The sequence below is a fragment of the Marinobacter nitratireducens genome (assembly GCF_000708045.1).
GTDB classification, from domain to species: Bacteria; Pseudomonadota; Gammaproteobacteria; order Pseudomonadales; family Oleiphilaceae; genus Marinobacter; species Marinobacter nitratireducens.
Genome location: NZ_ANIE01000003.1, coordinates 394,068 through 413,114, shown reverse-complemented (window position 1 = coordinate 413,114; position 19,047 = coordinate 394,068). Strand labels below are relative to the sequence as shown.

The window sequence follows — 19,047 nt, the reverse complement described above, 5'->3', positions numbered from 1 at the left end:
GTCACAGAGTTTGTGCGGTTCGGGGTAAAAAACCCGACATTTCACAATCATAGCAGTAGTTGAAGCCAAAAACGCAACAGCAAAGGGCTTTCTATTCAGGCTGAACGGCGTTTGACCGGCATAAGTCGCTGCCAGGCAATCAGCAGCCGGCTGGCCTCCAGTTCCGGATTGGCATTGTATATTCCAGCCTCTCGCGATTCCTTGACGAGATCCAACAACTCATGGGCACGCCAAGGCGGGTTTCGCGAGGCCAGAAACCCGAGCATCTCCCCAGCCTCTGTATCAGCAGGTTGGCCACCGGCAGCCAGCCGAGCCAGATCGGCCGCCCATCCTTCAAACAACCACAGACTGTCTTCCAGCCCCAGAGCCTTGAAGGCTTTTGCAGCATCACCGACGGGGATCTTGCCTTTCATAAATTCTTTGAAGCGCTCAAACGCCTCATCCCGTAAAGGGATAAAGTCCCCTGTCGCGTACTCAAGCGCCAATCTGGGCGCATCGCCGGCCAGCATCAGCGCCTTGCTCAGGGTTTCCTGGGCTGGCCGATTCTCATCGTCCAAAGCCTCAACACGTTGCACAAGCCAGCGGCTCGCCTGTTCTCGGGTCGGCTGAGGGATGGTCAGGGTCTGACACCTCGAACGAATGGTAGGCAGTAAAGGCCGACCACTTTCCTGAAGTAGCAGCAGAGTGACATCCGGTAACGGCTCTTCGAGAGTTTTCAGCAACGCATTGGCGGCGTTGATGTTCAATTGATCGGCTCGATCGATGATAGCCACCTTGTGATGCCCGACCTGGGGCGAAGCAACCGCGAACGTTGTCAACGCCCTCACCTGATCGACCTTGACCATCCGTGATTTTTCCGGCGTATACACCCTGATGTCTGGATGGCTCGATGCCTCATAAAGCTCGCATTGCTTACAGCGCCCGCAGGCTACGGGCTCCCCTGGACTGATTTGCTCTGGCGAATCACACAACAGGAGCCCGGCAACAGCATCCGCCCAACGTCGTTTTCCGACACCCCGTTCGCCATTAACGATCAGGGCATGGGGCAATCGGTCCTCGGCATACCGATGCTGCACAAGGTTCCAGGCCTGCTTCAACCAGGGCATTTCATCGGCTATATCAGTCACTCACACTTTCCCATGTTGCTTCAAAGGATCTGTCGGGGAACGCCGCACTTGCTTTTTCATGGTAGACAGCAATCTGCGCATTCGCTTTATCTCACTGGCCTTTGCAGGCGCAGGGCTATAGTAATGGCTGTTAACCATCCGGGCAAAAAGCCGGGTGGAATCCGATGCCGCGGGTTTGGCCACAGCCAGCCGGTCTGCCAGTGCGGACGGGGTCTCGCCGTGCCTTACCGGAACCCCCGACCGCGCGCACAGGCCATGCCAGGCATCAACGATACGCCTGAACGCATCATGACGCTCGGACTTGCGCATCTGCCAGGCGGATACAACGCCCGCCATCAACAGAGCAAATCCAACAATGCCAGCGGTGAGGTATCCCAGCTCTTTCATCCCGAATCCACCGGGCAACCGTGACATCAGGTCCATCTGGCTTTGTCCCTGGTAGCCAACAACCCAACGTTGCCATTGATAGTTGATTCGGTCCATCTGGAGGCTGGCCCACTGCAAGACAGCCAGATCTCCGTAGCGTTGCGGGGACGCCCAATCCTGCTCCAGAAACGAGCCTTCCTCAGCCACCGCATCGCGTAGACCGGATTCAATGCGATCCGGAGCAATCGCGGCGGTCGGATCAATCCGTATCCAGCCTTGCCCCCTGACCCAGGCTTCGACCCAGGCATGTGCGTCGTATTGACGAACAATGAGGTAATCACCACCCGCTCCGGGCTCGCCACCCTGGTAACCGACGACGATCCGAGCCGGTATACCCGCCGCCCTGAGAACAAAGGTCGTCGCCCCCGCGTAATGCGCGCAAAAGCCTCGCTTGGCGTCGAACAACAGAGTATCGACACCGTCCTCGGGCATCTCCGGCGGCCGCAACGTGTAGTAGTATTCCTGGCCCCGGAACCGGGTCAGCAAAGATTGAACCACAGCCATGTCACTGCCGCTATTGCGGAGGTTGTCCGCCAGCGCCCGCGCTCGGGGATTCCCGGACGCCGGCAACTGGAGATAACGACGAACCTCCGATCGCGAGAGACGTTCTGATGTTCCGGAGTTCTCCTGCTCCCTGACCAAACGATAGCGAACGGACGTGTCCGCGGGCCGCCTGAACCGGAACAAGTCCTCTTCCCGCTCGACTATGTTGGCCGAAACCGCCCTGGAGTCTGCAAGAGCAAACGCCCACCGCTGGTCTGTTGGCTCCATCAGCACGTCATACTCCGCCGGCCGGAGATCGCCAACTCCGCCATCAAGATCCACTTTGCCCGGTGGTTGATAGGGTTCATATGCGGACTGTTTCCAGGTCTCCCCATCCAGGTAATCCAGAATCAGGCCGCGCCAGTAGCGGTCGCGGTAGACGGGGAGTTGTCCACCAAACGTCACCCGGAAGGCACGTTCACTACTCTGGGCCAGATTGGAAATATCCCCGGGGCGCATGGTGTCGCTGATACCAGTGCGGGCTTCACCGGAAACCAGAGGTACGCTCCACAGCGGCGCCATTCGCGGGAAAAACACAAATAGCATAACGACAATGGGCAATGTCTTGACCAGCAGCCACCCCAACCTGCGCCACCCCGACTGCATGCCGGCTGGCAGATCCGGCGCATTCAACACCTGTAAACCCACCAGCAAGGTGCCGAGTCCCGCGATGTTCACCAGGGTCCAGAGGATCTCCTGATGAAACAGAAAACTAACCGTAGCGAGGTAGACGAGGATAAAAAACAGAACGTAGAAATCCCTGCTTGTGCGGGTCTCCAACCATTTGAGGCCGACCGCGAGGACAAAGAACGAGGCGGCCGTGTCGACCGTGAAACGACCACGTACCGTCGCTACATAGACGGCGATGAGGAGTAGCATGACACCAATGCGAAGGAAACGTCCCGGCAGCCTTACACGCCCAAACTGAGCCAGCCAGCGCCACCCAGCGAGGACGGCACAAGCTGCAATCAACCAGATTGGCAACCGGTCCCACTGGGGAACCATCAATAACGTAAAACTGATCAGCAGCCACATCAGTGCCTTCGAGGGAATCGCGGGCATCGGGCCATCGCTCTCGCCGCTTTTCAACACATCCAGTAACGCCATCAAGCATGCTCCGCGAGCTGGTCGGGGGTGTCCGTTTCGCTTCGGGATCCATGCACCTCTCGAGACATTTCCCTCGGCGGTTCCTCCCCCCACACCGCGAGCGCCCTCATGCACCGCATGGCATGGGCAGCGCCAACGTCTGGCTCGATCATCTGCCCTGGCAGGTTCAGCCCGTAACGTGAGCCTTTTTTATCCCGCTCGGACACCAGGTAGGCAAGGTAACTCAAACGGAGTTCGTGGTCTGTTCCTGGGAATGCATTAAAATCCAACCAATGCGGACTGCCCTGCTCGCCCTCCCAGTCGGCAACGACCATCTGACCGCTGCGGGCATAGCGCTTCCACATCACGCGCTGACTCATATCACCCTCTCGCCACGGGCGCAGATCAGCGTGATCGTTACCTTCGCGCGAACGTGCCTGCTCTGTTTCCGTCCCATCCGTTACGGTGGCATCGAGATCCGGTGCCTTCAAGGGCCTGGGAAACGCTATTCCGGCCGATGCCGGTCGAATCCAGGACCAGGCTTTCAACAGGCCAAACGGGAAGCGGGTTTCAATACGAACCCGATCGGGCCGAACATAGCCCCGGTAGGCCGATGGTATCGGGAGGGACACGTCCACCGCCTGCCCGGCCGCAACGTGCACGGGAGCCAGTTCAGAATCTTCGACGGACAACACAATGGCTACCGCATCGTCCTTCCCCGCCGCGGCGCGGAAACGAAAAGGGATGTCGTCACCGGCAACGCCCTCACCGGGTCGCAATAGCGTCAGCTCGAGGCCGGCAAGATTTCGATGGGTTTGATGCATAGCGCCGACAAACACCGCGCCAAGCAAAAACGTGATGAGATAGATCAGGCTGTTCTGGTAATTAATGCCGGTAATCAGCATGATCAGCAACAACATGCCGAACACCACGCCGGCGCCGGTTGGCAGGATAAAGATGTTCTTTTGCTGAAATGCCTGTGTATCGGACCGCGGAATCCGCCGGTTGACCCAGCGCTGCCATCGCCCTCGCATATAACTCTTCATCATAACGCTCGTGTTATACGGCCTTCGTGAGCCCATCGCTTGAGGCCTTCGAGACACTAAAAAGTTCCGGGAATATAACCTTTTTCGGCCCTCACATTAACAATACCCTCAAATCGCGGATACTGATCACAAATGACGGGAATCGAACTTGAAAACGTGTCCGACAAACCGAATACTCGACGTGAGGAGCGTGCTGACTGGAGCTGTTTCAGGGACGCTACCAAGACTCCATTTTACGAAAAGGTCTCGTCATGAAACGTCGACAGATACTTGCCGCCTCAATTGCCGGGATGGCCCTGTCCGTTCCCGCAGTCGCTGGCGTACAAACGCTGACCTCCGATGAGATGGTTGAAACCTACGTCAAGGATTCTGCCGTTATCATCATCCCCAAGGAAACCAGGAAATCGGACGCGGATCGAAAGCGTATTCTCCAGTCACTGACCATCTCTCCCGGTGAGCCGGTGTTAACAGAAGCAGAAGAACAGGCCTATCGCGACGCGCTGCAGCGATACGTGGATGCCGATAAGTCAGACGCACTGGAAAGTGCAGAAGACGAGTTTCTTCGACGCGCCCTCCTGTTGCCAGTCGATGAAATCGCCCGGGCACAACCCCCGGCGGAATTCACCCCCAACATCCCGCCGATTATTTTCGGTCAACAGGCCGTGATTCCCGACGAGCCCTTCGCGCAAACGTTTATGAATGATCAGCTTGGCATTGCCTTCGATGGCCAGAACCTGAACTTTTCCATCGGCAACCCGCCCGGCATCGACCAGATCGAGATTCCACAGGCCATTAACGAGGGGCCGATCAGCCTGACTCCGCGCCCGGGCGGCGGCTTTGATCTCTCAATCGCGGTACCGGATCAGTAAGTCATTCCCGAACTCAGGTACAAAAGCGGCAGCCCTCGGGCTGCCGCTTTTTTTGGGCGGATAGTATCTGAGCCCAAACAAAAATGCCCCGCCGAGGCGGGGCATTTCACCAGTACTGGTGTCAGGTCAGATTAGTGACCGTATACAGCCAGCTTGGTGTTGGTTACAGCCAGGTTGTCGATGGCCAGGGAACCGATGGAAGTACCACCGATTTCAACTGCACCGATAGACATATCCATGTAGACGTTGTTCACGTCGATACGCAGAACGTCGGTAGCTGTGGATGCACCCAGACCAGCGCCTTTGTATACGTCGAGGTTGACGTTGGCAAACTGAGTGGTCAGGCCAATCATCTTCTGACCCAGCGGAGTAGTAGCGTCGATACCTTCTACAGTTGCCTGGGTACCAGCGGCTACAGCTGCCTTGTCTTCACCGGCAGTGCTGCCATCGCCATTGTAGTCAAAGTTATCACCAGCACCAGTGATAACCATGTCACGGATACCAACGCCGAGGAACTCAACGTCGAAGTCCATGTCCTGCACGTCAAACGCAGCCGCAACGTTCAGGTGGTCAGTGGCAGTATCAACAGAGATGTCCAACTGCGCCAGGTTACCGTAACCGCTCATGTTGGAGATCAGAGTAGTGCTGTCAGTACCGGTAGATCCGGCCAGCAGCTCCATGGAACCAACGGTCAGACCCCAGTCGATCGGGTTGCCGTCCAGAGTACCAACGTGAATGATAGCGTCGCCGTCGTCGGCCACATCAATATCGATCTTCAGCTGGTCCAGCAGGTCAGTGTAACCAGCAGTTGCGCCGCCAGCAGTCACACCAGCACCACCAAGAACGATATCGTTAACAGCGAAGGAGCCTTCGTCAGTGTACTTGAACTGACCAATGCTTACTTTGGTTTCCAGTTCGATGGTCACACCAGCCTGACCGGTGACGTTACCCATCGCGCTGTCATCCAGAGCTTTCAGGTCAGCGTTGGCTGCGAACGGAGCGGCAGCGATTGCGGTAGCAAGAGCAATTTTCTTCAGGCCTTTCATTCTTATCTCCTTATAAACTCTTTTGTTCTTATCTGAGTTTTTTGGTTTTAGTCGTGGAATTCGCGACTCCACGATTCCATTTAAGATTGTTTTACAGTCCTAGTCCGTGACTCTGCTCACAGTTCTTTACCACTTGCTTACAACCTGAAACAAACCACGACTACTTCTCACATCACCCCTGAATTGCGCCACTATTAGGCTTACCATCGTAGAAAAGCTGAAACGGCTTTTCGGATGTAACGGCATCTGAGTAGTTCACTTTTCCTTTATCGAGATCGTACGGAATCACTTTGTTTCCGGAGATGCCAAGTCGGTGCTCGTGCTCAATGACTAACGCCTCCTCGTTACTCCCCTCCTTAACTTTCCCTGTATAGAGGATCGCCACAGCATTAATTTTTCCACGACGCGCTACCGATTTAAGGGCAGCCCGATACATAAGTATTCTGACTTGTGCAGGAGCATCACCCACTTGCGAATCGATATTGATTCGCTTAACAGTTTCTCCATCCATCATCAGCATCCATGCGGCTGGCATATTTGGTTCCTCATCCAAAAGTTCGGATGAATACTGTTCCATAGCCTTTTCTGTCAGGTAGACCAACTGCCGCTGACCAACTATCGCGTAGTGAGCTAGCTCTTCTTTCGACAGTTGCCCATCGGAAAGAACGCTACCTTCTGGTATTTCCACTTCAATACTGTCTTGCGCCCCAACCATCGGAGAAGCACCAAACGAAACAACCATCGCTGCGCAAATAAGAGATTTTCTGAGGTAATGCATCTTGTTATTCCTGTCTTATTGTCATTGAATTCCCACGCGAAACGCGGCCAACTCAGGTAAAATACCGCCCCGCCAGGTCGAGGGCTGGCCACCGTGGTTGCCGAACCCGTTTATTAGATCAGTGTGGCTCCAGCGCCTACAACGGCCTTTTTGTGGCCTGTTTATCATTCTTCCAAAATTTCATGAGGACGCTTTGAGCCAGCACTTTAACCAACCTATTTCCAGCGAAACCTATCAGCGGTTGTTGGCTCATGCGTCAACACAGCCAGATTTCGCGTATATCGGGAGCGTGGGTGCTGGCAAGGGGCGGGGGCAGTCCAGTGGATTTTCGGCGCTCGCCGAGTCCTCCGTGAGCCTGAATGTGACGGATGACAGAGCAACGGATACCGATCTGCTCGCCGCAGAGATGGAATCCCGAACCGAAACGTACGTGACAACGGCCGGTGAATACCTGACCGGTGGCTGGATAGGCTTCCTCAGTTACGAACTCGGCTATGTGAAAGAGAATCGTCTAGCGGATCTCTGCCCTGAACTTCCGGCGCCCCTGGTGTCCGCTGGCTTCTATCTCTGGTGCGCCAGCTACAACCGGGAAAGTGATAGGTTCTATCTGTGGGTTCATCCGAAATGCCCGGAACAGACAACGGCCGAACTGGAGCGCTGGCTGACGGACGAAGTACCCGAAACCGTCGAAAACTGGCAAATGCTCTCCCCTTTCAAGCCACGGCAAAGCCCAGACGCCTTCAAAGCCAGCGTACAGACGATCCGCGATTACATTGAAGCCGGTGACTGCTACCAGGCGAACCTGTCCCAGGAATTTTCGGGCCAATGCGAAGGTGATCCGTGGCAGGCATTCATGGCGCTTTCCAACGCCAACCCAACACCCTACAGCGCGTTTATTCGCAGCGGTGACGACGCCGTGCTGTCCATATCACCAGAGCGGTTTCTGGATATTCGCGATGGCATCGTGAGGACCAGCCCGATCAAGGGCACGCGCCCCCGGGGCGCCTCTCCGGTCGAAGACAGCCGGCTGGCAGAAGAACTGCTGGCATCGGAAAAGGACCGGGCTGAGAACCTGATGATTGTGGACTTGCTACGCAATGATCTGAGCGTCAATGCGGAGACCGGCAGTGTCAGCGTGGATAAGCTGTTTGCACTGGAGTCCTTCCGGAATGTTCATCACCTGGTCAGTCATATCCGCGCGGAATTGGCTACCGGCACCTCGCCCATGAAGGCGCTGTTTGACGCATTCCCGGGCGGCTCAATCACCGGTGCGCCCAAAATAAGGGCGATGGAGATCATCCGCGAACTGGAACCACATTGGCGTGGGCCGTATTGCGGTTCGATCTTCTATCGGGGCCTCGATGGCACGCTGGACAGTAACATCGCTATTCGAACGCTGTTTTGCGAAGGCAACGGTAGGGTTCGTTGCTGGGGTGGCGGTGGCATCGTGGCGGATTCAGTCCCCGAGGAGGAATACCAGGAGACGCTGGCGAAGGTGGGACCGTTAATGCGTTTTTTGGAAAGCCTGTAACCCGGGACCAGAGAAAACCGTCTCCAACCCCGGGCTGACACACTAAAACCGGATTTATGGCTCTCAGGCGCTATGCACCGCGCTGGCCTTCAGGAATTCCTGTTTCAGGTCGTCAAAGTTGTGAACCGCCGGGAACTGCGGGAACTCGGCAATGACGTTATCCGGCGCATGGAACAGGATGCCGGCCTCGGCCTGCCCCAGCATGGTGGTGTCGTTGTAGGAATCGCCAGCCGCAATCACCCGGTAGTTGAGCAACTGGAACGCGCGTACAGACTGGCGTTTGGGATCACGCTGACGCAACAGGTAATCCGTGATCTGCCCGTTTTCCGCGACCTCCAGCTTGTGGCAAAGCAAGGTCGGGAAACCCAGCTTCTTCATGAGCGGCATCGCGAACTCATAAAAGGTGTCTGACAGAATCACCACCTGGAAACGCTCACGCAGCCAGTTCAGAAAATCTGCAGCGCCCGGGAGCGGATCCAGCTCACCAATCACTTCCTGAATCTGGGGCAAACCGTAACCATGCTCGTCGAGCAGGCGCAGGCGCTGCTGCATCAGCACGTCATAATCAGGAATATCACGGGTTGTCGCCTTGAGTTCTTCAATACCGGTTTTCTCGGCAAATGCGATCCAGATCTCCGGGATCAGTACTCCTTCAAGGTCAAGGCATGCGAGTTCCACAGTGGTCTCCTGATAGAAATAATGGTTTTGGGCCGTATTGCCCGTTGATCAGCGCCGTATGATAAGAAAATCCGCGCAGGAATGCATCGTGGATATTGAAAGTTCACACTCTATTCAAAGGCATAAAGATATAGATTGTCATTCCTTCAGGGTATGAGGGGTTTAGTGGTAGCCTTTCCCTACATTTTGAGCAGCCGCGTGATGACTATGACCAACATCGAGCAATGGCAAGAGGAATTGGCCGGCGAAAGCCCCCGCTCCATCCTCAAAGCAGCGTTAAAACAGTATGACAACATCGCAATTTCCTTCAGCGGTGCCGAAGACGTCGTCCTGATTGAAATGGCCCACAAACTGACCGACAACCTCCAGGTATTCACTCTCGATACCGGCCGGCTTCATCCGGAAACCTACGAGTTTGTTGAAAAGGTGCGCAAACACTACGGTATCGAGATCGAGGTGCTGTTCCCGGATACCGAGGCCGTTCAGGATCTGGTAAACAAAAAGGGCCTTTTCAGCTTTTACGAAGACGGGCACTCCGAGTGCTGCGGTATACGTAAGGTCGCCCCTTTGAAACGGAAGCTGGCCACCGTTGACGCCTGGATTACCGGCCAACGTAAGGACCAGAGCCCAGGGACCCGCAACGACGTCCCCGTCGTGCAGGAAGATACGACGTTCTCGACAGAGACAAACACGCTGGTGAAATTCAATCCGCTGGCAAACTGGACGTCAAAAGAGGTCTGGGACTACATCCGGATGTCCGAAGCGCCATACAACGAATTGCACGAGAAGGGCTTTATCAGCATCGGTTGCCAGCCCTGCACACGGCCGGTACTGCCCGGTCAGCATGAGCGGGAAGGCCGATGGTGGTGGGAAGAAGCCACTCAGAAGGAGTGCGGCCTTCACGCCGGAAACCTGATCGCCCGAAGCTGACAGCCGCCCTCTTAATTCTGTTTGGCACTTAACTGTGACGTTGCCCGCCTGATCAATAGGTGGGCAACTCAACGTCCTTGAACAATTCCTCTATTTCCGAACGACTGCCCTGGTGAGCAACGGCCTCGTCTACCCGCTCTTTGGTCAGATGCGGCGCAAATCGCTCGATAAAGTCATACATGTAACCGCGCAGGAAGGTCCCCTTACGGAAACCGATCCTCGTAACGCTTGGACGGAACAGCTTTCTGGCATCGAGCGCCACCAGATCCGGATCCGCCTTCGGATCAAACGCCATGGATGCGATGATGCCGACGCCAAGCCCCAGCCTGACGTAGGTTTTAATGACATCCGCATCCGCAGCGGTAAAGACCACCTTTGGGGTCAGCCCCTGGGACTGGAACGCCTCATCAAGCTTGGAGCGTCCAGTAAAGCCGAACACGTAGGTCACCAACGGATATTCAGCCAGTTCAGGCAGCGTGAGCTCCGGTTTCTGAGCCAGCGGGTGATCTTTCGGTACGATCACCGTCCTGTTCCACTTGTAACAGGGCATCATAATCAGGTCGTTAAAAAGCTCCATCGCCTCAGTGGCAATGGCAAAATCGACAGCACCATTGGCGGCCATCTCAGAGATCTGCATGGGAGTACCCTGATGCATATGCAGAGACACATCCGGGAACGCTTCTATAAAGCCACCAATGATCGGCGGTAAAGCATAACGCGCCTGAGTATGGGTAGTGGCAATGCTCAGATCGCCCTTGCGCTGATTGCTGAATTCCTGAGCAATCTTTTTGATGCCTTCGACCCGACGCAGAATTTCACCGGCTTCCCGAATGATAATTTCTCCGCCCGGGGTGATTCGGGTCAGGTGTTTTCCGCTTCTCGCAAACACCTCCAGCCCAAGCTCATCCTCCAGAAGACGGATCTGTTTGGATATGCCGGGCTGCGAGGTAAAAAGACTTTGGGCCGTTGCAGACACATTAAGATCGTGATGTGCGACTTCCCAGATGTAACGCAACTGTTGTAATTTCATTGGGTTGGTTGCTCCCTGGATTCCCGGCCACTGTCCGGATGCGTGTTCATAAAAGCCTGTATGGGTCTAAAGAATACGCATAAAAAAAGATTTTTTCATTTCTTTTTCGTATAGGGACATTCTCCAAATCAGTTTAGACCAAAAATGAATTTCCGCAGCCTGTGACAGAACTCTTTGTCGCCCCGGCCCTTGACTTGGCCGCCCCAAAGCAGACAATCCGTTATCGACACTTTTCTTTGCATTCAGGGACTCAATGCTGCTGACCACCAAGTTTCTTCGACCCACTTCAGACCCGCGCTCGGTAAAACGGGAGCGCCTGAGTGCGTTGCTGGAATCTGGCGATCCAAAGCGCCTCAATCTCGTTGTTGCTCCTGCCGGTTTTGGCAAGACCACGCTGGTGGCGCAATGGTGCTCACAGCACCCCTCCCGGACGGCCTGGCTATCCCTCGATGAGCATGATGACGAACCGCGTCGGTTCTGGGAGTACATCCTGGGCGCGTTCGAATACGCCGGGATGACCGGGCTTGAGGACAGCCGAAGGCAGTTAACCCGGGATTCGGACGATGCCGTTGATGCAGCGATAACCGGGCTGATCAATACACTGGCTTCAGACGGTGCGGCCTGGAACCTGGTCATTGATGACTTTCACTTTATCAGCTCCAACATCATTCAACGCCAGTTCGCGTACCTGATCGACTACCTGCCACCGGGCATTACCATAACGCTCGCCTCTCGTACCGAACCCCTCCTTCCCCTGGCCCGTTGGAGAGTTCGCCGCTGGATCCAGGACATCCACCCGGGCCTGTTGGCCTTCTCCGAAAGCGAATGCAGGGAGTTCTTCCAGAATACGATGGGGCTGGATATCTCCGCCGAGCAAGCAACGGATATCTGCCGAAGAACCGAGGGCTGGGTCGCCGCCATGCAATTGTCCGCCCTTTCCGGTCGTAGTGGCGCAAACGACGCGAACACGAGCCCGAAACTGGATCTCGATGAACGACACATCAGTGACTACGTTTTGTCGGAAGTTCTTGAACAGCAGCCCGCAGAACTGAGGCGCTTTTTACTGGATACCGCCTGCTGTCCAAGGCTGTGCGCCTCTCTGTGCGATTCGATCCTGGATTCCGACAACGGCCAGGCCCAGCTTGAGAACCTGCTGGCCCAGAATCTTTTCCTGATTCCTCTGGACACCAAAAATGAATGGTTCCGCTACCATGACCTCTTCCGGGAAGCCCTGCTGCTCCGGATTCAGCACACGGAACCGGAGAGAGCCGAGAGCCTCTGGCGCAAAACCGTTGACTGGCTGTTGAGCCACAGTCATGTCCAGGAAGGGATCGCTCAGATCGTTCAACATAGAGACTGGGACTGGCTTGCACTGGTACTGGCTGAACATGGCAATAACCTGATTCATGGCGGCTACCACCTGCCGGTTCTGGACTGGATTGACGCCCTACCGGCCCATCTGGTCGATGACCGCCCCCAACTTCAAATGCTCCGGATCTGGGGGCTGTTCTTTGCCAACCGTGTTGAGACCCTCGACCCTCTGTTGACCTCGCTTGAGGACCTCCTGGACCGCAGGGTTGCGGATTCGCACCCGGACGCGGAAGGCGCCCTGGCCCTGCAAAGTGAAATTTCACTCATTCGCTCCTATCTGGCCCGCTCTAGAAGCGATGCGAAAAGTGCAACCGATCTTACCCGTCAGGTACTTAAAGACATCGACCACACCCAGATACCGCTCAAATCCGTGACCTATTACGGAGTCGGTCTGGACAACTACGGCAAGGGAGATTTCACCGGCGCTGAAGAAGCCTTGCAGTCGGCCGTCCGCTACGGGCAGGTTGAACGCAAACCGAGTACGGTCCTCACCAGCGGCGGCCTGCTGGCGTGGATTCAGTACAACCGGGGTGATATCGATATTGCGCTGGAGACCTGCACGAACGTGCGGGGGTGGGTGGATGATCACTATTCTGATCCGACACAACCACGGCTCATCTCGTGTTGGCAAAACAGTGCCCTGACGGAAATCTACCGGGAACGGAATGAGCCTGAACTGGCGGCGACCTATCTCGCCCCGCTCCTGGAACACGTGGAACGCGGCACCGAGGCGGGCCAACACGTGATCATTCAGTACGTCCGCGGTCACCTTGCGTTCAGTGAAGGCCGCATTCAGGACGCCATCGAGTATCTTCAGGATGCCGCCCAGGTAGGCCGTCGGCGCCGAGACAGCATTCTGTTCGAGCCTCCTGCAAGTTCGGCTCTGCTGGCCCGTTGCTACATTGCACTTGGCACCCTGGATCAGGCTCGAACCTGCCTTGAAGCCGAAGACAAGAAACAGCTGACCAACCCCCTTCACCTTGAGCAGAACCGGATCAGTGAAGCCCGACTTGCGATCGCGTTTGAGGATCCTGAACGGGCAATGAACCTGCTCTCCGGATTGCTTCCCGCCGCCGAGAGAAACGCCCATAACCGGCACCTGGTGGAAATACTGCTGGTTTACGCCGACGCATTGCACCAGGTTGGTCGCCTGGAGGAGTCAGTCGCAATGGTTGATCGCGCCCTGAACAGGGCACGGGAAGCCGGATTTATCCGGCTGTTTGCTGAGGAAAGCGCCGGACTGCGGGCCATTGTCAAAGACCACCCGGCCATAAAGTCCTCGGCGGGCCAATGGGAGTCTCGGGTAAGGGACGTACTCAGCGATGAGCACCAGGGCGAATCCGAAATGCCGGTTGATGGGAAACCTAAGGCCACTCAGCAACCGACTGAAACCCTGCTCGAACCCCTAAGCCACAGGGAAAAGGAAGTCCTCATCCTGATCAACGATGGGTACGCCAACAAGGAGATCGCCAGCAAGATGGATGTGGCGCCTGCCACGGTCAAGGCTCACATCCGAAACCTGTATGGCAAACTCGGTGTTGGGCGCCGTACTGAGGCACTGGCAAGGGCCAGAGACCTGGGGTTACTCCAGAGCTGAAGCCTCTCGTTTTGTGACGCGCATCACATTTATCCGGTTATTTCTGCGGGGGCTACGCCCTTTGGACGATCCGTTTACGCCCCCTACTCCCCTATTATTGTTTCCAAGGTGAGGCAAACCCTTACCACGAATTCTGAAACTTCAGGCCTTCAGATTTCTTGTTCCGCGTTGTTTCGACGCCCGGGTTCGAAAGAACCCACTTTGATAAGAGCCATCCCGATTGGGTTGGCTCTTTTTTTATGGCGTATGGCAAGAGGGATCGCAGATCAGCGCTCAATGATTCGCCGGAAAGGGGGTAATGCATCCAGCAGTAGCTGGCCGTACCTCCTCGCCACAATCCGACGATCCAGGATGGTGACCCGCCCGGTATCATTTTCGGTACGAAGCAATCGGCCTACCGCCTGCACCAGCTTGATCGATGCGTCGGGAACCGTGATTTCCATAAATGGATTGCCGCCTCGTAGCGTCACCCACTCGGCAAGGCTCGCTTCAATAGGGTCATCCGGAACCGAAAACGGCAGCCGTGTAATCACCACGTGGTGAAGATATTTACCGGGAAGATCGATACCCTCGGCAAAACTCGCCACGCCGAACAGGACGCTGGGTCTGCCCTCATCAACCCGCTGGCAATGCTGTTTCAGCACCTCGCCTTTCGCCATATCATCCTGGGTAACAATCAGATCCGGATACTCGGGCGCGAGAGCATCGCGCACCTGCTGCATCTGGCGCCGGGACGTGAACAAGACCAGAGTCGCTTTTTCGCCTGCCCACAGGTCCGGCAAACGTTCGACCAGCGCGTCCCCGAAGCCATCATCGGTCGGCAATGCCCGCATCGATGGGACTTCCACAGTGGCCATCTCGCCGTATCGGAATGAACTCGGAACCACGAGATACCGGCTCCCTTCCGGCAATCCGGCGCGGGATCTCAACCGATCGAACCTACCCAGGGCCGTCAGCGTCGCACTGGTCAGAACGGCACCAAAGGTTCTGGACCACAGCCGGGAAAACAGAAGGTTATCCGCCAGGACTGGCGAGCTGAACAGGGTGATGTCTTCGGCGTGGTCCCAACGTTGTTTCACCGACCACCGGGCCGGTGCCGGGCTCTTGTAGCTTTTCACGGATGCCGGTTGCTCGCCGGATTCGGCGTCCGATTGTTCCTCGGTCTTCGGGTTGCCGGTTTGCTCGCACCATGCCGCCCAGAGGCGCAGCTGATCTTCTGCCCGGCTATGGAATGAGCCGATCACCGGAAACCAGGCTTCTGCAGTGTCCCGGTCGATATCGTGTTCCTTACGATCATCAAAGGCAGCCTGGAGCTCGTCATTCAGTACCCCGAGTTGCCGTACCAGGTTGGCGGTGGCAATCCGGGCTTCCGCTGCAAGTTCCGCCAGCCCTTCCGGTAATTCACCCTCAGGATACCGCCACTGGGCCGTGCGCCGCTCCTCGTTGAACTCCCAGCCGGTATTTTCTTCAGCGTCTTCGTAAACCTTCCCGAGCGCCAGATCCACCTCTCGGGATGCCGACCCGATTTTCTCCAGTGCCTTGGCCCCCTGCGTACCGGGCGCCAGGTACGGCTGCATCTTGGTCAAGGCCTGGGAGAGTTGCTTCAGCCATTGACGGGTGGCGTTCAACGGGACCGACGCCGCAAAGTGGTTCAGTGCCTTGTCCGGCAGATGGTGGGCTTCGTCGAAGATGAACAGGGCGTTCTCCGGCTCAGGCAGGATTGCCCCACCGCCGAGTGCCAGATCTGCCAGCACCAGATCATGGTTGGCGACAATCACATCCGCGTCGTCGAGGTCCTTGCGGGCGTCGAAAAAGGCACAGCTGTCGAAATAGCTACAATGGCGATTGGTGCACTGACGGTGATCGGTGGTCACCTGTCGCCAGACGTCGTCAGGGATCTGCTCCGGCCAATGATCCCGATCACCATCCCAGTCCCGAGATCCATAGCTTGCCAGCATTTCCTCGAAGAACGCCCTGGTGCCCGGTTCCTCACCCTGCGGACCATCGAGTAGAAACAACGGCATCGTGTCGTTGTCGGTATTCCCCTCATCATGAAGTCTGGCTTCCAGGCGGGACATACAGAGGTAACGGCCACGCCCCTTTGCCAGAGTCCAGGAAAAGTCCAGTTTGCTGTGCTTCTTCAGATCCGGAAGATCCTTGAGCACGATCTGATCCTGCAACGCCACGGTTGCCGTGGAGATCACCAGCGTCTTACCAAGGGCCTTGGCGACAGGAATCGCGGCAATCAGGTAAGCGAGGGTTTTGCCGGTACCCGTTCCGGCTTCAACGACACAGGCTGCCGGCGGTGACGTGCGCAGGCCATCGTTCTCAGTAATCTCGCCCATGTAACGGGCAATTTCCGCAATCATCAGGCGCTGGCCATAACGGGCCTTGATCCCCTTGCCGGCCAGAACCTCCCGATAACTCTGCTGAATCTGCTGTTTGATGTCGTCAGTCAGCGCCATTACCGTGGGCTCACCCAATCGCGCACAATGCCGACACGGAACCGTTGGCCCTGCTTACTGAGAACCACACCTTCCTCTGTGATGCTCTCAACCTGAAGTCCATCAAATCTATCGTTAACCCGCAGGTATTGACCATTGATCATGACCCGCCGTGCGGAGGGATCGGATGCGTAAATATGGCTGTTGAAGGTCAAATCCGGAATGCTCTTCTGAAACGAAAGGGGTAACTCAACAAGGTGCGGTACCCTACCAGTGAACTCCGGCTCAGGAAATGCTTCTGTGGTGTTTTCTTCCCTGCTGCTCGGAACGATGATGGTCGGTCGCTCACGCTCAACCTGCTCAGCTTCGTTGCCGCCACTTGCCTGTATCGCCGGTTCAGACACCGGACCATCGTCTGATTCCTCGACAGGTCCCGGGATCGGCACCGTCTCGGCTACTTGGGTATCCGAAGCTGACGACGTACCCTCGGGTAATGGTGGCGTAACCTCTTTTGCGGCGTTTTCTGCCGCTACGGCGGCAGGCGGAGGAGAACGGTCAGGCACATTGAGTGGCGCTGTCTGGGACATTTCCCCGGGCAGTTTCGCCGGCCAGAAGATGGCAATCAGAACACCGGCATTAATCACCAGCGCCAGCGCGACCCAGATCGCCGGCGAGACCGGCTTTTTCTTCGGGCGGTGGATTAACTGAACCTGCTGCCCGAGGTCAGGGACCTTGCCCTGTCGTCTTTCGGTTTCTGATTTTCTCAGGGCGTCGAGAATGTATGACATATCTCACCCCTCCTCCGGTAACGAAGCAGGTACCAGGCGTGGTACCTCGGAATCCAGGTCATTATTCATCTGAATAATGGTCATCGCTCCTGCAATGCCATCTACGAGCAGCCCTTTCTGTTTCTGGTACCACCGGACCTGATCTTCAGAGGCCAGTCGCTTGATCCTCTCGCCTTCGGATTCCGAAAGGCTCAATCTGTCCGCGAGCTCCATCATGCGGGCACCGATCCACAGCGACTGCCCATTCTCTGAGCCGTAAAAACGATCTTCGGTCTGGTATTCAGGTAATCGCCATAGAATTCGATATTCTCCGAACCAATAGGGCTCGATACTCGCAAAAGAAAGGACTTGCTCTCCGTCCGGCAAAAGCACTCGCGCCTGATCGTTGTGAAGACTTTTAATGACTATAAAGGCCTGATTCGCACCGTCTGCATGCAGGCGCAATATCACCGGGCGATCAAGAAATTCCAGGCTGCGCCGACTGCCCTGACGTTCCAGACACCCTAGCCCGGCCTGTTGGGCAAAATCACAGGCAATCGGTGACTGGGAGGGCTGATATTCCCTTCCCCATATAGAAAACAGCAACTGGAACGCCGTAGAAAGGTCCGTGGATTGACGATCAAACGAAAAGCGACTGGTCGTGGGCTCTGATGCCCTAACAGAAGGACCCGCTGAGTCTGGAGCCGGCATCGAGCTGGCCTCAGGCTCTGTCCGCTCTACAGACCCTCCCAGTTGATTCTCCGGGTCGGCTGAGTCTGGCGCGGTCTCGGCCTTACTGATTGCAGCCGTTGACATCGGCCACTGCTCCACCAGCCATACCGTCAGGATGACGGCCAACAATGCCGATGATGCCACCATCAGCCAACGCTGCATTGCAGGGCGCCTGCTTTCATTGCCGTAGGGTATGGGACCCAGATCGTTACCGCGAACCTCTCTGGCGGCCTGTCGTATGTGGGAAGACGTAATCTCGTGCTCACCTTCCGCATAGGCACCTAGCAGGGCCCGGTCGCTAATCAGGTTGATCAAACGGGGTACGCCCTGACTTTCCTTGTACAGGCGCTTGATGGCAGACGGCGAAAAGATGTCGCCCCTGAGACCTGCGACACTCAATCGATAACGAAGATAGGCCGGCAGCTCCGTTTTTTCGATGGCATCGAGATGATATCGCGCGGTCACCCGCTGATTGAGCTGCCGCAGTTCTGGCAATGCCAGCATCTGCTGCAACTCGGGTTGCCCCAAAAGAACAATCTGGAGAAGCTTTTTCTCGGCTGTTTCAAGATTGGTGAGCAAGCGGAGCTGTTCGAGAACCTCCGCTGACAGGTTCTGAGCCTCGTCAATCATCAGCACCTTGTGGCGGCCCGCCGCGTGGGCCTTCAACAGATCCTGGTTGATCAGATCAACCAGTTGTTTGATGCTCGCGCCCACCTCGTGATCAATTTCCAGTTCATCACAAACACTGGAGAGCAGTTCCCGGGCAGAGAGCCTGGGGTTGAGTACCAGGGCAATGTCGACATTCTCCGGCACGTTTTCGATAAAGCAGCGTGACACCGTGGTTTTTCCAGTACCCACTTCACCGGTGATTACGATAAACCCGCCTTGCCCTTTTACCCCATACATCAGATGTGCGAGCGCCTCTTTGTGGCGGTCACTGAGGTATAGATACCGGGGATCAGGGGCAATGGAAAACGGCGGTTCCCGAAAGCCGAAAAAATCGTAATACATGGATGTCCAGTCTGGTGCTCAGGCGTTGAGGTGCA

The 19,047-nt window shown here is 56.2% G+C and carries 14 protein-coding genes; 4 read left to right on the top strand and 10 right to left on the bottom strand.

Features of this window, described 5'->3' with window-relative positions:
- Positions 1-95: 95 nt before the first annotated feature.
- From D777_RS03725 to D777_RS03715, 3 genes are read right to left on the bottom strand one after another with little or no spacing between them, the layout of a single operon-like run.
- Entirely contained in the window at positions 96-1,127 is a 1,032-nt protein-coding gene (locus D777_RS03725) for a DNA polymerase (protein WP_036128847.1), read from the bottom strand.
- The gene (locus D777_RS03720) at positions 1,128-3,203 is read right to left on the bottom strand and encodes a transglutaminase TgpA family protein (RefSeq protein WP_036128845.1); all 2,076 of its coding nucleotides are present in this window, start codon (positions 3,201-3,203) and stop codon (positions 1,128-1,130) included. It lies immediately after the preceding gene.
- Entirely contained in the window at positions 3,203-4,231 is a 1,029-nt protein-coding gene (locus tag D777_RS03715) for a DUF58 domain-containing protein (RefSeq protein WP_036128843.1), read from the bottom strand. The genes D777_RS03720 and D777_RS03715 overlap by 1 nt, the downstream gene beginning before the upstream one ends.
- A gap of 248 nt (positions 4,232-4,479) precedes the next feature.
- Here D777_RS03715 and D777_RS03710 point away from each other — a divergent pair, with 248 nt between their 5' ends.
- A complete protein-coding gene (locus D777_RS03710; RefSeq protein ID WP_036128841.1) occupies positions 4,480-5,097 on the top strand; it encodes a hypothetical protein in 618 nt (205 codons plus the stop codon).
- Positions 5,098-5,228: 131 nt separating this feature from the next.
- Here the strand turns inward: D777_RS03710 and D777_RS03705 are convergent, their stop codons facing one another.
- Both D777_RS03705 and D777_RS03700 read right to left on the bottom strand, forming a co-directional pair.
- A complete protein-coding gene (locus D777_RS03705) occupies positions 5,229-6,143 on the bottom strand; it encodes a DUF6160 family protein (RefSeq protein WP_036128839.1) in 915 nt (304 codons plus the stop codon).
- 172 nt (positions 6,144-6,315) lie between these two features.
- The gene (locus D777_RS03700) at positions 6,316-6,921 is read right to left on the bottom strand and encodes a hypothetical protein (protein ID WP_036128837.1); all 606 of its coding nucleotides are present in this window, start codon (positions 6,919-6,921) and stop codon (positions 6,316-6,318) included.
- Positions 6,922-7,114: 193 nt separating this feature from the next.
- Here D777_RS03700 and pabB point away from each other — a divergent pair, with 193 nt between their 5' ends.
- Positions 7,115-8,452 (top strand): aminodeoxychorismate synthase component I, encoded by a 1,338-nt coding sequence (pabB, locus tag D777_RS03695; protein WP_036128835.1) that lies wholly within the window; start codon positions 7,115-7,117, stop codon positions 8,450-8,452.
- 63 nt (positions 8,453-8,515) lie between these two features.
- Here the strand turns inward: pabB and thrH are convergent, their stop codons facing one another.
- Positions 8,516-9,130, bottom strand: a complete 615-nt coding sequence (gene thrH, locus D777_RS03690; RefSeq protein WP_036128832.1) for a bifunctional phosphoserine phosphatase/homoserine phosphotransferase ThrH — start codon at positions 9,128-9,130, stop codon at positions 8,516-8,518.
- Positions 9,131-9,337: 207 nt separating this feature from the next.
- Here thrH and D777_RS03685 point away from each other — a divergent pair, with 207 nt between their 5' ends.
- Complete coding sequence (locus D777_RS03685) at positions 9,338-10,060, top strand: phosphoadenylyl-sulfate reductase (RefSeq protein ID WP_036129582.1); 723 nt, start codon at positions 9,338-9,340, stop codon at positions 10,058-10,060.
- Between the two features lie 52 nt (positions 10,061-10,112).
- Here D777_RS03685 and cysB read toward each other — a convergent pair whose 3' ends face one another.
- Positions 10,113-11,090 (bottom strand): HTH-type transcriptional regulator CysB, encoded by a 978-nt coding sequence (cysB, locus tag D777_RS03680; RefSeq protein WP_036128831.1) that lies wholly within the window; start codon positions 11,088-11,090, stop codon positions 10,113-10,115.
- A gap of 253 nt (positions 11,091-11,343) precedes the next feature.
- Here cysB and D777_RS03675 point away from each other — a divergent pair, with 253 nt between their 5' ends.
- Positions 11,344-14,058 (top strand): LuxR C-terminal-related transcriptional regulator, encoded by a 2,715-nt coding sequence (locus D777_RS03675; protein ID WP_036128830.1) that lies wholly within the window; start codon positions 11,344-11,346, stop codon positions 14,056-14,058.
- Between the two features lie 266 nt (positions 14,059-14,324).
- Here D777_RS03675 and dinG read toward each other — a convergent pair whose 3' ends face one another.
- From dinG to D777_RS03660, 3 genes are read right to left on the bottom strand one after another with little or no spacing between them, the layout of a single operon-like run.
- Positions 14,325-16,523, bottom strand: coding sequence for an ATP-dependent DNA helicase DinG (gene dinG / locus D777_RS03670; protein ID WP_036128828.1), 2,199 nt, complete (start codon positions 16,521-16,523; stop codon positions 14,325-14,327).
- Positions 16,523-17,290: a general secretion pathway protein GspB gene (locus D777_RS03665; RefSeq protein ID WP_036128826.1), complete on the bottom strand. Its 768-nt coding sequence runs from the start codon at positions 17,288-17,290 to the stop codon at positions 16,523-16,525. Before D777_RS03665 ends, dinG begins: the two co-directional genes overlap by 1 nt.
- A gap of 3 nt (positions 17,291-17,293) precedes the next feature.
- Complete coding sequence (locus D777_RS03660) at positions 17,294-19,012, bottom strand: ExeA family protein (protein ID WP_036128824.1); 1,719 nt, start codon at positions 19,010-19,012, stop codon at positions 17,294-17,296.
- Between the last annotated feature and the right edge of the window lie 35 nt (positions 19,013-19,047).